Origin of the sequence: Streptomyces sp. M41(2017), from assembly GCF_002078175.1 — a bacterium.
Classification (GTDB): Bacteria; Actinomycetota; Actinomycetes; order Streptomycetales; family Streptomycetaceae; genus Streptomyces.
Genome location: NZ_MWFK01000002.1, coordinates 923,337 through 935,894 on the forward strand (window position 1 = coordinate 923,337; position 12,558 = coordinate 935,894).

Below are 12,558 nucleotides of genomic sequence, written 5' to 3' on the forward strand. Positions count from 1 at the left end.
GCCGGGCACCCGCTCCGTCGGCGCCGCCGTGGGCCGACGGCACGTCAGGCCCGGTACACCGCAGAGGAGATGCCCGTGAGCGGTACGTCGTCCACCTGGACCCAGGCCCCCGTGAGGGTGGGACTCGTCGGCGCGGGGCCCTGGGCGCGGGCCGTGCACGCCCGGGTGCTCGCCGCCGGGCCGGAGACGCGGCTGACATCGGTGTGGGCGCGCCGGCCGGAGGCCGCCCGGGAGACGGCCGAGCCGTACGGTGCCGCGGTGGCCGCGTCCTTCGAGGACCTGCTCGACAGCTGCGAGGCGGTCGCCTTCTCGGTGCCGCCCTCCGTTCAGGCCGAACTCGCCCCGCGGGCCGCGGAGGCGGGCAAGGCTCTCCTCCTGGAGAAGCCCCTGGCGCTCGATCTGCCGTCGGCGCGGCGGCTCGTGGACGCCATCGACGCGGCGGGCGTCGTCTCCCAGCTCGTCCTGACCAACCGCTACCACCCGGCCACGCGGCGGTTCCTCGACGCGGCGCGGGCCCTCGACGTGTCGGGGGCCCGGTCGTGCATGCTGGGCGGCGCCTTCCTGGGCGGTGACTTCGCGACGCCGTGGCGCCTGGAACACGGCGCGCTGCTCGACATCGGGCCGCATCTGCTCGATCTGCTGGACGCGGCGCTCGGGCCGGTCGTCCGGGTCCGCGGCGCGGGTGATCCGCGCCGCTGGGTCGAGCTGACCTGCGAGCACGAGGGCGGCGCTGTCAGCCAGGCCTCCCTGTCGGGGTCGGTCGAGGTCGAGCGTGGCATCACCCGGATCGAGCTGTTCGGCCGGCATCCGGAACTGGTCTTCGACGGTGGGGCGCTCGACCACGAGGAGTCATGGCCCGTGCTGCGCCGCGAGTTCGCCACGGCGGTGCGGTCGGGGCGGTCCGGCGAACTCGACGCCCACCGGGGGCTGCGGCTCCAGACGCTGATCACCCAGGCACTGGAGGGCTGAGGCGCCTCGGGGGCGGATGCCGGGCGGGGCCGTTCAGGGGAAAGGGGCCACGGGCCGGCGTGTGCGGCCGGTGGTGTGTCGACACAACAGCTGTGAACCTGCCGCTGATCGCCCCCATGCTCGCGACCCCCGGAACGCTGCCGTCCCGGGGACAGGACATGCGCTGGGCCTACGAGACGAAGCACGACGGCCAGCGCGCGGTGGTCTATCTGCCCGGTGACGGCAGCGTGCGGTTGCGGGCCCGGTCGGGCGAGGACATCACCGCGGCCTACCCGGAACTGGGCGCCCTCGGCGGTGTCCTCGGCACGACGCCGGCCGTGCTGGACGGTGAGGTGCTGGTCCTGGACGAACAGGGCCGCGGCGACTTCCAGTTGCTGCAGTCCCGGATGGGTCTCGCCGGGTCGCCGGGCAAGGCGCTCCGGCTCGCGGAACGGGCGCCCGCCCACCTGGTCGTCTTCGACGTGCTCCGGCTCGGGGACGATCGGACGGGGCTGCGCTACGAGGTGCGGCGGCGGACGCTGGAGGAGCTGGCGTTGGAGGGGCCGTTCTGGTCGACGCCGGCGGCGCTGGTGGGCCACGGCGAACTGGCGCTCCGGGCGACGCGGGAGAACGGTCTGGAGGGACTGGTCTGCAAGCGGCTGGACTCCGTGTACGAGCCGGGGACGCGTTCTCGGTCCTGGATCAAGATCCGCAACATGCGCACGGCCGATGTCGTCGTGGGCGGCTGGGTTCCCGGACGGGGCCGTCTGTCGGGGCTGCCCGGCGCGGTGCTCGTGGGGCAGCGCGCCGGCGGGAGGCTGCGCTACGTCGGGAGCGTGGGCACCGGCTGGAACGCGGCGGAGCGCACCGAACTGGCCCGGCTGCTGGGGGCCTCGGGGACGGACCGCTGCCCTTTCGACACGGTCCCGCGCGCGGCCGAGGCACGCTGGGTGCTGCCGCGGCTGGTGGGCGAGGTCCGGTACAGCACCCGTACCCGCGCGGGCCTGCTGCGCCAGCCGTCCTGGCTGCGGCTGCGCCCCGACCTCACTCCCGAGGAGTCGGCGGCGGATCTGCCGTAGCCGGCGCACCGGTCCCGCGGTTCACGGCGCACGAAGGAGCCGGCCGCTCGCAGGCGGTCGGCTCCTCGGGTGTCCCGGCTCAGGTTCTGCCGGGCCCGCCGCTGCCGAAGGATCCGCTCGATCCCGGTTGCCAGCGCTTGCGATGCTGGTCGTCGGCGTGCTTGGTGCTGGAGGAGTGCATGTTGTAGGGCATCAGCCGTTCGCTCTCGTTGGCCGCGTGCGGGACCTCGTCGGGTTCCCTCATCTCCCGCTCCTCGTGGACCGCTCCACCCTCGGGCAGGTGGGGCTGTTCCTCGGCGGTCGGGGGGGCCGATTCCTGGCCCCGCACCCTGATGCCCATCCGGACCGCCCAGACGAGGGCGGCCACGATGACCAGGCCACCGACGAAGGCGGCGACCACATTGGTCGTCGAGTTCGCCAGGATCACTTCTTGGCTCGCGATGTACATGATGGTCGCGTACCCCCAATGCAAGGGGAAATCTGCGTACTAATCCGTCAGCGACGGCCATCCCATTATATTGCGGATCATTTCGGGCACCGCCACCCGTTCACGCGGGACGGTGCGCCACGGCCCCGAACATCGTCACCGACATGTGCAGGCCGCCCTTCCGGGCCGCCTCCGCGAGTTCCTCGTAAAGACTGTCCCGCTGGGCCTCGCCGATCAGGCCGCGGCGTATCGCGGACTCGGCCATCATCCGGATCAGCGGCCACGCCACGGAGGTGTGGTCCTGGAGCAGCGCCTGCGAGCCCCGGTCGTCGATCACCAGTCCGGCGGCCGTCAGCCGGCCCACCAGCTTGCGTCCCGAGTACGGGTCGGCCGCCGCGGACAGCGCGCCGGAGGTGAGCGCGGCGACCGTCTCGGGGTCGCCGGGGTGCAGGATCGTGGTGGCCCAGTCGGTGTCCAGCAGGGCGACCCGACCGCCGGGACGCAGCACGCGGGCGATCTCGACGACGGCCTTCTCCGGCTCGGCGAGGTGCTGGAGCACCCGCTCGCACCACACGACGTCCACGGTGGAGTCGGGCAGCGGCAGGGACAGGGCGTCGCCGTCGGCGAACCGCGCCGAACTGCCGGCCTCGGCCGCCCGCTGCTCGGCGACGGCCCGCAGTCCGGGGTTCGGTTCGAGGCCGAGGACCCTGCCCTGGGGACCGACCGCGGCCGCGAGGTTCCGGGTCTGCGAGCCCGTCCCGGCGCCGATGTCGAGGGCCCGCTCACCGGGGCGGACGGCCAGGGCCGAGTGGGCCCAGGAGCGCAGCCTGTGCACGCCGTTGTTGACGTCCTGGGCGTCCAGGGCACCGACCAGACGGGCCGTACTGTCCACGCTGATGTTGGGCGCGTGGAATTCCGAAGTGGGTCGCGTGTCCCGCATGGCGGTCACTCTAGAACCACCTTGGTCGTTTCCGTATTCAGATTGTGTAACGCCTCAAGGCCGGTGTCACGAAGGCCAGGACGAGCACCGCGACGACCACCAGGGCGCCGCCTCCCGCGACCGCGGCCTGCGCGCCGAACAGCGATCCGGCCGTGCCGTGCAGGACGTCGGCGACGCGCGGGCCGCCCACCACGACCACGGTGAAGACGCCCTGGAGCCGGCCGCGCATCTCGTCGGTGGCGGCGGACAGCAGGATCGCCCCGCGGAAGACCATCGAGACCATGTCCGCCACACCGGCCAGGGCGAGGAAGACCACCGCGAACCAGAGGCTGTCGCTGAGCCCGAACCCGGCGATGGCCGCTCCCCAGGCGGCGACGGAGGCGATGACCATCAGGCCGTGCCGCCGGGCGCGGGAGAACGTGCCGGACAGCAGTCCGCCGAGGACCGCGCCGATGGGGACCGCCGCGAACAGCAGGCCGAGTGCGAGTCCCTCGCCGTAGGGGGCGTACGTCTCGGCGGCGAGCTGCGGGAACAGGGCGCGGGGCATGCCGAGGACCATGGCGATGATGTCGGCGAGGAAGGACAGCAGCAGCACCTTGTGCAGGGCGATGTAACGGAAGCCGGCGGCGACCTCGCGCCAGCCGGCCCGTCGTGAGCCCGCCCCGGTGAGCGGGGGCAGGGCGGGCAGTTTGGCGACCGCCCACACGGTGACGCACAGGGCGAGGGCGTCGATCAGATACAGCTCGGGCAGTCCGATGAGCGGGATGAGGGCGCCCGCCAGCATCGGGCCGGCCACCGAGCCGGTCTGCATGACGGTCGATCCGAGCGCGTTGGCGGCGGGCAGTTCGTCCGCGGGCACGAGCCGGGCGATGGAGGCGCTGCGCGCCGGGGAGTTGAGCCCGAAGAATGCCTGCTGGAGCGCGAGCAGGACCATCAGGACGGGTACCGACTCCAGGCCGGTGACGGCCTGGACCCAGAAGAGCAGCGATGTGACGGCTATGCCGCAGTTGGTGATGAGCAGGAGCTTGCGGCGGTCCATGCTGTCGGCGACGGCGCCGCCCCACAGGGCGAAGAACACCAGCGGCAGCAGTCCGGCGAGGCTCGCGTACCCCACCCACGCCGAGGAGCCGGTGATGTCGTAGATCTGCTTGGGCACGGCGACCGCGGTGAGCTGGCTGCCGACGGCGGTGACGGCGGTCGACGACCACAGCCGGCGGTAGGCGGGGCGCCGCAGCGGCCGGGTGTCCATGGCCCACCGGCGCCATCCGGTCCGCCGCGGCTGCTCCGTGGTCCCGGCCTCGGCGTCCTGCGGCGCGGCGGCGCTGTCCGTGTTGCTCTTGCTCGTGTCCACGCTCGTCCTGGTTGCTTGGTACATCTTTCGATTCAGGGATCACTATGGCCGAGCGCGAGCAACGCGTGTCCCCCGGGGGACCGGATTGGTGCGCAAGGTCCCCAAGGTCTGAATCGAACGCCGGGGGCACGGACGGCGACGGCGTACGGCTGTTCAGGCGCCGGCGAGGAGCGTGGCGCCCATCGCGATCATCGTGACGGCGACCAGGCCGTCCAGTACCCGCCAGGCCGTGGGCCGGGCCAGCGGGCGGCTGAGCAGCCGGGCGCCGAACCCGAGGGCGGCGAACCAGCACAGGCTCGCGAACGCCGCTCCCAGACCGAACGTCCAGCGCAGGTGACCGCGGTCGGCGGCCAGCGAGCCGAGCAGGAACACCGTGTCCAGGTACACGTGCGGGTTCAGCCAGGTCAGGGCGAGACAGGTGAGGACGGCGCGGCGCCACGAGGGCGCGGATCCGGTCGCGGCGCGCAGCGCCGAGGGCCGCAGGACCCGCCGGGCGGCAAGGACTCCGTAGACGACGAGGAAGCCGCCGCCGACCAGGCCGACCACGGTGAGCGCGGCGGGCCAGGCCACCACCAGCGCGCCGACACCGCCGACACCGAGGGCGATGAGGGCCGCGTCGGACACGGCGCAGATGCCCACCACCGCGAGCACCGCGTCCCGGCGGATGCCCTGGCGCAGGACGAAGGCGTTCTGCGCGCCGATGGCGACGATGAGGGAGAGACCGGAGCCGAATCCGGCGACCGCTGCGGTGAGGGCGTCTGTCATGCCGTCGACGCTAGAAAGCAGATCGTCGGGAGTACAGCTAAAGATTCTTACGTATCATTAGCGCTCGTGATGACGGAACTGCCGCTGGACCAGGTCCGCACCCTTCTCACCGTGGTCGACGAGGGCACCTTCGACGCGGCGGCGGCAGCGCTCCATGTGACGCCCTCGGCGGTGAGCCAGCGCGTCAAGTCCCTCGAACAGCGCACCGGCCGGGTGCTGCTCATGCGGACGAAGCCGGTGCGGCCGACGGAGTCCGGCGAGATCGTCGTCCGGTTCGCCCGTCAGCTGGCCCGGCTGGAGGACCGGGCGCAGGCCGAGCTGGGCATGCCGGGCTCCGGGGAGCCCACCCGCCTGTCGGTCGCGGTGAACGCCGACTCGCTGGCGACCTGGTTCCTGCCGGCGCTCACCCGCCTGCCGCCCGGGCTGCGGCTCTGCTTCGAGCTGCGCCGCGAGGACGAGGACCACACGGCCGCGCTGCTGCGAGAAGGAGCGGTGATGGCTGCCGTGACGTCGTCGCCCGACCCGGTGGCGGGCTGCTCGGTCCGTGCGCTGGGGCGGCTGCGGTATCTGCCGGTGGCGGCCCCCGCGTACGCCGAGGAGTGGCTCGGCACCCGGGCGGGCACGCCGCTGCACGAGGGGATCGCCGCGGCCCCGGTGGTGGCCTTCGACCGGAACGACGACTTCCAGGACGACTTCGTCCGCTCCCTCACCGGCGGCGGCGCGGGGACGCTGCGCCACTTCGTCCCCACCTCGGAGGGGTTCGTCGCGTCCGTGGCGGCCGGGATGGGCTGGGGCATGGTGCCGGAGGTCCAGGCGCGGCCGCTACTCGCCGACGGACGGCTGATCCACCTGCTGCCGGGGCGGAGCGTGGACGTGCCGCTGTTCTGGCAGCAGTGGAAGCTCGACTTCCCCGCGCTCGGCGCGATGGCCGAGGCTGTGGCGGCCGTCGCCGCCGAGACGCTGGAGCAGGCTCAGCCGGGGTGAATCACCGGCTTCCGGACGGGTTCCGGAGCGCGCGCGACCCGGTATCTTCGCGCTGAGCACATCCGGGCACGACCGGAATGCGCAGGTCCCGGCCCGGTGCCGCGGGCGGCGCCGAGGTGCGGTCAGGGACCTGGGAGGCGCATTCTTGCTGTGTTACCCACCTGGTGGCGGGCGGACGAGGGCAGATCGATGACAGGGAGCGCCGAACGCGAGGACCGGGCTCCTGACGCCCTGGCCGGCCTGCTCGGTGACGCGGTCACGGACGCGATCCGCGCGGCGCGCGGCTTCGCAGGCGGCGTCTACCTGCGATCCAATACGCCCGGCCTGCTGCGCCTCGCGGTGCTCGCCGGACTGCCGGGGCCGCTCTTCCGCCCCTGGTGGCGCATGCACGTGGAGCGGCCCTTCCCGGTGGCCGACGCCCACCGGCTCGGGGTGGAGGTCCTGCTCGCGGACCCGACGGAGACGATGCGCCGCTACCCGCAGCTCGCGGCGGGCCTGCCGTTCCGGTTCGGGTCGCTGTACGTCCCGGTGGTGGGCGGCGAGACTCCCTACGGCGTCCTCACCTGCCTGCGCCCTCCGGCCTCGGACGCCACCGAGGTCCTGCCCGACCGGGACCGGATGACGGCCGTCGCGGAGGAGCTGGGGGCGGCGCTGGCGGTGCTGGCCAAGGACGGGCACCCGGTCGTGTGGGACGCCGAACCCCTGTGCTCGCGCCCACCGGCCGAGGGACCCTCCTCCCGGACCGTCGGCGGCTTCACCTGGGACCCGGGCACCAACAGGGTGATCGCGGACGACGCCCTGTGGGCGCTGCTCGGGACCCGGCACGAAGCGTTCCCCGGCACGCCCGAGGCGCTCGCGGACGCGGTCGCCCACGACGAACCCCGGCTGCTGCTGGCCGCGCTGCGCGAGACGTCGGCGGGCCGCCCGCCGCCCCACCCGCTGCCCGTACGCACCGGCAGCGGCGGGCTGCGGCTGCTCGACCTGTGGCCGTCGGGCGGGACGGGCGGCTCGCCGTACCGGGTGAGCGGTGTGCTCGTCGACCCGGGTCCGGGACCCGCCGCGGGCGGGGCGGCCGACCAGCTCCCGGAGGGGATCTTCTCCGTGGACCGGCTCGGACTGATCACCTACGCCAATCCGCGCGCCGCGGAACTGCTCGGCCGTCCGCGTGCCGAACTGGTGGGGCGGCCGCTGTGGGACGCGGTGCCGTGGATGGCCCGCCCCGCGTACGAGGATCACCTGCGGGGCGCGCTGCTCTCCGCGGACCCGGTGCACTTCCGCGCCCGCGGCCCGCTGGCCGACGACGCCGGGAGCGCTGCGGGTGTCACGGGAGGCGAGACCTGGCTGAGCCTGTCCGTCTATCCCGGTCCCCGCGGTCTGACCTGCAAGGTGGTGCCGCTCGGCCGGGCCGCGGAGACCACGGGCAACGCCCCGTTCGGGACCGAGCACGCGCGCTCGGCGCCGCCCGCCCCCGACGAGGACGAGCCCGGCACCGCGGCCACGGCGCCGTTGTACCGGCCCATCGTCCTCGCCATCGCTCTGGCGGAGGCCGTCACCGCGCGGCAGGTGTCCGAGGTCGTGATGCGTGAGCTGCTCCCGGCGTTCGGCAGCCGCCGCCTGGCGATCTACCTGCTCCAGGACCGGCGTCTCTACCTGGCCTGGGAGACGGGCTTCCCACAGGGCTTCCTCGCTCCCTTCGACGGTGTCGGCCTGGACGCCCGGCTGCCCGGTGTCGAGACGCTCACCAGTGGCCGTCCGCTCTTCTTCGAGTCGATGCAGCAGATGGCCGCCGCCTATCCGGGCATCGCCCTCGACGCCAAGGTCGGCGCCCGGGCGTTCCTGCCGCTGATCGCCTCCGGGCGTCCGGTCGGCTCCTGCATCCTCGGCTTCGACCGGCCCCGCGACTTCAGTACCGAGGAACGGACGGTACTGACCGCGCTCGCCGGTCTGATCGCGCAGTCCCTGGAGCGGGCACGGCGCTACGACACCGAGGCGGCACTCGCGCGCGGCCTCCAGGAGGCCCTGCTGCCGCACCGGTTGTCGGCGCACCCGATGGTGCAGACGGCCGGCCGGTATCTGCCCGGCACGGTCGGCATGGAGGTGGGCGGCGACTGGTACGACGTCGTGGAGGCCGGCGACGGTCTCGCGCTGGTCATCGGCGACGTACAGGGCCACGGCGTCCAGGCGGCCGCCACCATGGGCCAACTCCGCAGCGCGGTCAGGGCGTTCGCGCTCGGGGACCATGCCCCGGACGAGGTGATGAGCGGCACCAACCGGCTGCTCATCGACCTCGACCCGGGTCAGTTCGCGAGTTGCTGCTATGTCCGGGTCGACCCGCTCACCGGTGTCGCCCGTGCGGCGCGCGCCGGCCATCCGCAGCCGCTGCTGCGCCATCCCGACGGGCGCACCGAGGTCCTCGACCTGCCGGGTGGGGTGGTTCTCGGCGTCGATCCGCGGGCCGTGTACCCCGTGACGGAGCTGATGCTGGAACCCGAGGCGGTGCTGGCCCTGTACACGGACGGTCTGGTCGAGCAGCCGGGCACGGACATCGACGACGGTGTCGAGGCACTGCGCGCGACGCTCGCCGGGGCGGGCTCGCCGCAGCGCTTCCGCCCCGGCGGCCACTCGCTGTCGCACGCCGCCGACCTGCTCACCGCCGAGGCCCGGCGGGCGCACGCCCGCCCCGACGACATCGCCCTGCTCCTCACCACCCGCCGCGCACCTCGCGACGGCGACGGTCCGGGCTTCGTGTAGCAGCGTCCGGGCACGGCGGCTCCGGTCAGTGGGCCTCGTCCAGGCGGGTCCGCTGGTCCGGGGTCAGTTCCAGGTCCACCGCCGCGAGGTTCTCCTCCAGCTGGGCCACCGAGGAGGCACCCGCCAGCGGGATCACGGGCAGATCGGCGCCGATCTGCCAGGCCAGCACCACTTGGTTGAGGGTCGCGTCCGCCTCCTTGGCCACCTCACGCAGAACCGCCAGCCGGGCGGCCGTGCCGGGGTGGTCGTAGTCGGAGGGCAGGGGCTTGTCCGGCCGGCCGTACGCTCCACCGAGCAGGGGCGAGTACGCGACGAGGGTCAGGCCGGGTTCGGCGCCGAGATAGCTGAGGAGTTCGCCGGTCGCGGCGCCGAGGCCGCCCTCGGGGAAGAGTCCGCTGGGCACGTCGGAGCGAGGACGCAGCAGGCTGTGGTGGTACTGGAGGACCTCGTAGCCGGGCAGTCCGGCCGCCGCGGCGAGGGCACGGGCCCGTTCCACGCGCCACACCGCGTGGTTGCTCACCCCGAGCAGTCCGACGCTTCCCTCGGCGACGAGTCCGGCGAACGCCTCGACCGTCTCCCGGGGTTCGACCCCGCGGTCCTCGATGTGCGCGTAGAGCAGGTCGATCCTGTCGACGCCGAGGCGTTCCCTGCTCCGCTCGGCCGCCTCACGGATCACCGCGGCGGAGAGTCCCTCGGGGTTGTCGACGAAGCCGGTTCCGGGAGCCAGGGGGCGCGCGCCGAGCTTGGTGGCGAGGACGATCTCGTCGCCGATGCCACGGCTGCGCCGCCAGCGGCCGAGGAGCTCCTCGCTCTGGCCGCCCTGTCCTCCGTCGGTCCAGTAGGCGTAGTTGTCGGACGTGTCGATGAAGGTGCCGCCGGCCTCGACGTACCGGTCGAGTACGGCGAAGGACGTCTTCTCGTCGGTCAGCGAGCCGAAGAGCATCGCGCCGAGCGCGAGCACGCTCACCTCGCGACGGGTCGCGGGGTCGCTGCCGATGGTGCGGTACCGCATGGGTTCCCCTCCCGTTCGGACCCGAAGTCCTCGGGCCCGAACGGGAGTCTGGGGCTTGGAGTGCTCTTCAGGTCAAGCCCTCTTGAACGGGCCGTCCAGAGCGGCCCACTGCAACAGCATGATCGTCTTGGCGTCGGCGATCTCTCCGGAGCGGACCATGGACAGTGCCTCGTGGAAGGGCAGTTCGACCGTCTCGATGTCCTCGCCCTCCTCGTCGAGGCCCCCGCCCTCGTGGGTGCGGGTGGACGATCCGTAGGAGGCGGCGTAGAAGCTCACCCGTTCGGTGACCGAGCCGGGGCTCATGTAGACGTCGAAGACGTGCTCGACCGGTCCGACGGTGTGCCCTGTCTCCTCGACGACCTCGCGGCGCACGGCCTGTTCGGGATGCTCGTCCGCCTCGTCGAGGAGACCGCCCGGGGTCTCGATCAGCATGCCGTCCGGATGCCCGTTGACATAGACGGGGTAGCGGAACTGCCTGGTCAGGAGCACGGTTTCGCGGTCGGCGTCGTAGAGCAGCAGGGTGGCGCCGTTGCCCCGGTCATGGGTCTCGCGCTCCTGGGTGCTCCAGGTCCCGTCGGCGAGCTGGAGGTCGAAGGTGGTGCTGCGCTCCACGTACCAGTGACAGGAGAGGAGTCGCACGTCGCGGATCTTGACCCGGGGGTTGCCGGTCAGGTCGCGGCCCACCTGGTCGAGTCCGGTGCGGCCCCTGCGGTCCGGGGTGTCGATGCCCGCGGTCATCGCGCGCCGGCCCGGTGGGAGCGGGAGATGTCGTTCATGGGGCCCTGTCTACCATCCCGACACCAAGATCCCTGCCCCGGCCGTGCCTCGCCCGTTTAGGCTCACGGCATGGAACAGACGGAGATCATCCTGCGCGCCATCGGCGTGCTCACCGAGACCAACGCCATGGTGCGCAGGATCGCCCAGGACGAGGAGGCCGGCGTCGAGGGGGCGGAGAACAACCTGGGCGCGCTCGTCACCGAGGTGTTCCCCCGGGTCGAGGTGCCCGGCGACGCCGGCCCGGCGGAGGCCGGGCAGGCGGTCGCGGACGCCTATCTCCCCGCCGCCATCTCGCTGGTGGGGGCCTTCGCGTTCCTCTTCTCCGAACTCGCCGACCTGCACGACTCCGGCAGGACCGAGGTCAGCACGGCCGATCTGCTCCAGGATCTGGCGCTACGGATGTCCCGGGCCGGGAACGCGTAGCCGACGCGCCGCCTCCCGGCCCGGGGGTGCGGGGGCGGGACGACCGGGGCCCGAGGTGATGGCCCGCGCAGAAGCAGGAAGGACGTGCGGCTCGGCCCGGCGCGGCGACTCCGGCTCCGGCTCGCCGGAGCCGTTCTGGCACACCGTCAGGAGTGCGGAACCACCGCCACGGGGCATGGAGCGTGGTGCATCACCGCGTGGGCCACGGAACCGATGCGCCCGCCCACCGCGGACCTCTCGGCGCGGCGTCCGACGACCATCAGCTGGGCCCGGTCGGAGAGGGACAGCAGCACCTGGCCCGCGCTGCCCATCTCCACGTGCTCGGTGACGGCCACGTCGGGATAGCGCTGCCGCCAGGGCTGGAGTGCCTCGCCCAGAGCCTTGCGCTCGTACGGTTCCAGCCCGCCGGCCTCGTCGAGCAGCCGCAGCGAGGCGGGGCTGTAGGCGAACACCGGAGGCAGACTCCACGCCCGTACGGCCCGCACCGCGGCTCCCCGGGCCGCCGCGGTCTCGAACGCGAACCGGAGCCCCGGCGCGCTGTCGTCGGGGCCTCCCTGCTGGCCCACGACGATCTCCCGGCCCCCGGCCTCACCCTCCGGGCGGTCCTCCGTGCGCACGAGAACCACCGGCCCGGGCGACCGCGAGATCACCTGCTGGCCGACGGAGCCGAGCAGGAAACCGACGAACGCGCCGTATCCGCGCGAGCCGAGGACCAGGACACCCTCCGGGGCGGCGACGCGCAGCAGCGCCTCCACCGCCTCACCGTCGAGCACCTCGGCCGTCACCCGCAGGCCCTCGTGCCGGTCGGTCACCGTGCGGGCCGCGTCCTCGACCATGCCGCGCGCCCAGCGCTCCTGGTCCTCGCGGTCACCCCCGCCGACCATGTCGTGCGGCGGCCAGTGCCAGGCGTACACGACGCTCAGGGGCAGATCCCGGCGGACCGCCTCCCTGGCCGCCCAGCCCAGCGCCGCCCGGCTCTCGGGAGATCCGTCCACGCCCACGGTGATCGGGTCGGTCATACGCCTGCCTTCCGTCGCCGGCCCGCGCGCGGGGCCGGTGGCTCTTCCGTCCTGACCGGACCAGTGTCCGGCACGCACCCCG

12 protein-coding genes are annotated in these 12,558 nt (G+C 73.4%); 5 read left to right on the forward strand and 7 right to left on the reverse strand.

Features of this window, described 5'->3' with window-relative positions; translation table 11 throughout:
- Positions 1-75 precede the first annotated feature (75 nt).
- Both B0675_RS29695 and B0675_RS29700 read left to right on the forward strand, forming a co-directional pair.
- Positions 76-969 (forward strand): Gfo/Idh/MocA family oxidoreductase, encoded by an 894-nt coding sequence (locus B0675_RS29695; RefSeq protein WP_241540055.1) that lies wholly within the window; start codon positions 76-78, stop codon positions 967-969.
- A gap of 92 nt (positions 970-1,061) precedes the next feature.
- Positions 1,062-2,027: an ATP-dependent DNA ligase gene (locus B0675_RS29700; RefSeq protein ID WP_081222689.1), complete on the forward strand. Its 966-nt coding sequence runs from the start codon at positions 1,062-1,064 to the stop codon at positions 2,025-2,027.
- 79 nt (positions 2,028-2,106) lie between these two features.
- On the opposite strand, the gene B0675_RS29705 is transcribed toward B0675_RS29700, so the two are convergent.
- The 4 genes from B0675_RS29705 to B0675_RS29720 form a co-directional block, all read right to left on the reverse strand.
- Positions 2,107-2,475 carry a DUF6479 family protein gene (locus B0675_RS29705; RefSeq protein WP_081222690.1) on the reverse strand — a complete coding sequence of 123 codons (369 nt, stop codon included), beginning with the start codon at positions 2,473-2,475 and terminating at the stop codon, positions 2,107-2,109.
- A gap of 100 nt (positions 2,476-2,575) precedes the next feature.
- Positions 2,576-3,394 carry a methyltransferase domain-containing protein gene (locus B0675_RS29710; RefSeq protein ID WP_081223960.1) on the reverse strand — a complete coding sequence of 273 codons (819 nt, stop codon included), beginning with the start codon at positions 3,392-3,394 and terminating at the stop codon, positions 2,576-2,578.
- Positions 3,395-3,431: 37 nt separating this feature from the next.
- Complete coding sequence (locus B0675_RS29715; protein WP_081222691.1) at positions 3,432-4,745, reverse strand: MFS transporter; 1,314 nt, start codon at positions 4,743-4,745, stop codon at positions 3,432-3,434.
- A gap of 153 nt (positions 4,746-4,898) precedes the next feature.
- A complete protein-coding gene (locus B0675_RS29720; protein WP_081222692.1) occupies positions 4,899-5,510 on the reverse strand; it encodes a LysE/ArgO family amino acid transporter in 612 nt (203 codons plus the stop codon).
- 66 nt (positions 5,511-5,576) lie between these two features.
- Here B0675_RS29720 and B0675_RS29725 point away from each other — a divergent pair, with 66 nt between their 5' ends.
- Both B0675_RS29725 and B0675_RS29730 read left to right on the forward strand, forming a co-directional pair.
- On the forward strand, positions 5,577-6,494 hold the full coding sequence (locus B0675_RS29725; RefSeq protein WP_081222693.1) for a LysR family transcriptional regulator ArgP: 918 nt from the start codon (positions 5,577-5,579) through the stop codon (positions 6,492-6,494).
- A 189-nt stretch (positions 6,495-6,683) separates the two neighbouring features.
- Positions 6,684-9,245, forward strand: coding sequence for a SpoIIE family protein phosphatase (locus B0675_RS29730; protein WP_081222694.1), 2,562 nt, complete (start codon positions 6,684-6,686; stop codon positions 9,243-9,245).
- 25 nt (positions 9,246-9,270) lie between these two features.
- On the opposite strand, the gene B0675_RS29735 is transcribed toward B0675_RS29730, so the two are convergent.
- Positions 9,271-10,257 carry an aldo/keto reductase gene (locus tag B0675_RS29735; RefSeq protein ID WP_081222695.1) on the reverse strand — a complete coding sequence of 329 codons (987 nt, stop codon included), beginning with the start codon at positions 10,255-10,257 and terminating at the stop codon, positions 9,271-9,273.
- 72 nt (positions 10,258-10,329) lie between these two features.
- On the reverse strand, positions 10,330-10,995 hold the full coding sequence (locus B0675_RS29740; protein WP_081222696.1) for an NUDIX domain-containing protein: 666 nt from the start codon (positions 10,993-10,995) through the stop codon (positions 10,330-10,332).
- 108 nt (positions 10,996-11,103) lie between these two features.
- On the opposite strand from B0675_RS29740, the gene B0675_RS29745 reads away from it, so the two are divergent.
- Positions 11,104-11,457, forward strand: coding sequence for a hypothetical protein (locus B0675_RS29745; protein WP_081222697.1), 354 nt, complete (start codon positions 11,104-11,106; stop codon positions 11,455-11,457).
- A gap of 146 nt (positions 11,458-11,603) precedes the next feature.
- Here B0675_RS29745 and B0675_RS29750 read toward each other — a convergent pair whose 3' ends face one another.
- Complete coding sequence (locus B0675_RS29750; RefSeq protein WP_081222698.1) at positions 11,604-12,476, reverse strand: universal stress protein; 873 nt, start codon at positions 12,474-12,476, stop codon at positions 11,604-11,606.
- Between the last annotated feature and the right edge of the window lie 82 nt (positions 12,477-12,558).

What these genes read in the sequence shown, in the direction of transcription:
- B0675_RS29720 (WP_081222692.1), bottom strand. Translation starts at nt 5,510, where the DNA reads ATGACAGACGCCCTCACCGCAGCGGTCGCCGGATTCGGCTCCGGTCTC.
- B0675_RS29710 (WP_081223960.1), bottom strand. Translation starts at nt 3,394, where the DNA reads ATGCGGGACACGCGACCCACTTCGGAATTCCACGCGCCCAACATCAGC.
- B0675_RS29705 (WP_081222690.1), bottom strand. Translation starts at nt 2,475, where the DNA reads ATGTACATCGCGAGCCAAGAAGTGATCCTGGCGAACTCGACGACCAAT.
- B0675_RS29735 (WP_081222695.1), bottom strand. Translation starts at nt 10,257, where the DNA reads ATGCGGTACCGCACCATCGGCAGCGACCCCGCGACCCGTCGCGAGGTG.
- B0675_RS29730 (WP_081222694.1), top strand. Translation starts at nt 6,684, where the DNA reads ATGACAGGGAGCGCCGAACGCGAGGACCGGGCTCCTGACGCCCTGGCC.
- B0675_RS29740 (WP_081222696.1), bottom strand. Translation starts at nt 10,995, where the DNA reads ATGACCGCGGGCATCGACACCCCGGACCGCAGGGGCCGCACCGGACTC.
- B0675_RS29750 (WP_081222698.1), bottom strand. Translation starts at nt 12,476, where the DNA reads ATGACCGACCCGATCACCGTGGGCGTGGACGGATCTCCCGAGAGCCGG.
- B0675_RS29745 (WP_081222697.1), top strand. Translation starts at nt 11,104, where the DNA reads ATGGAACAGACGGAGATCATCCTGCGCGCCATCGGCGTGCTCACCGAG.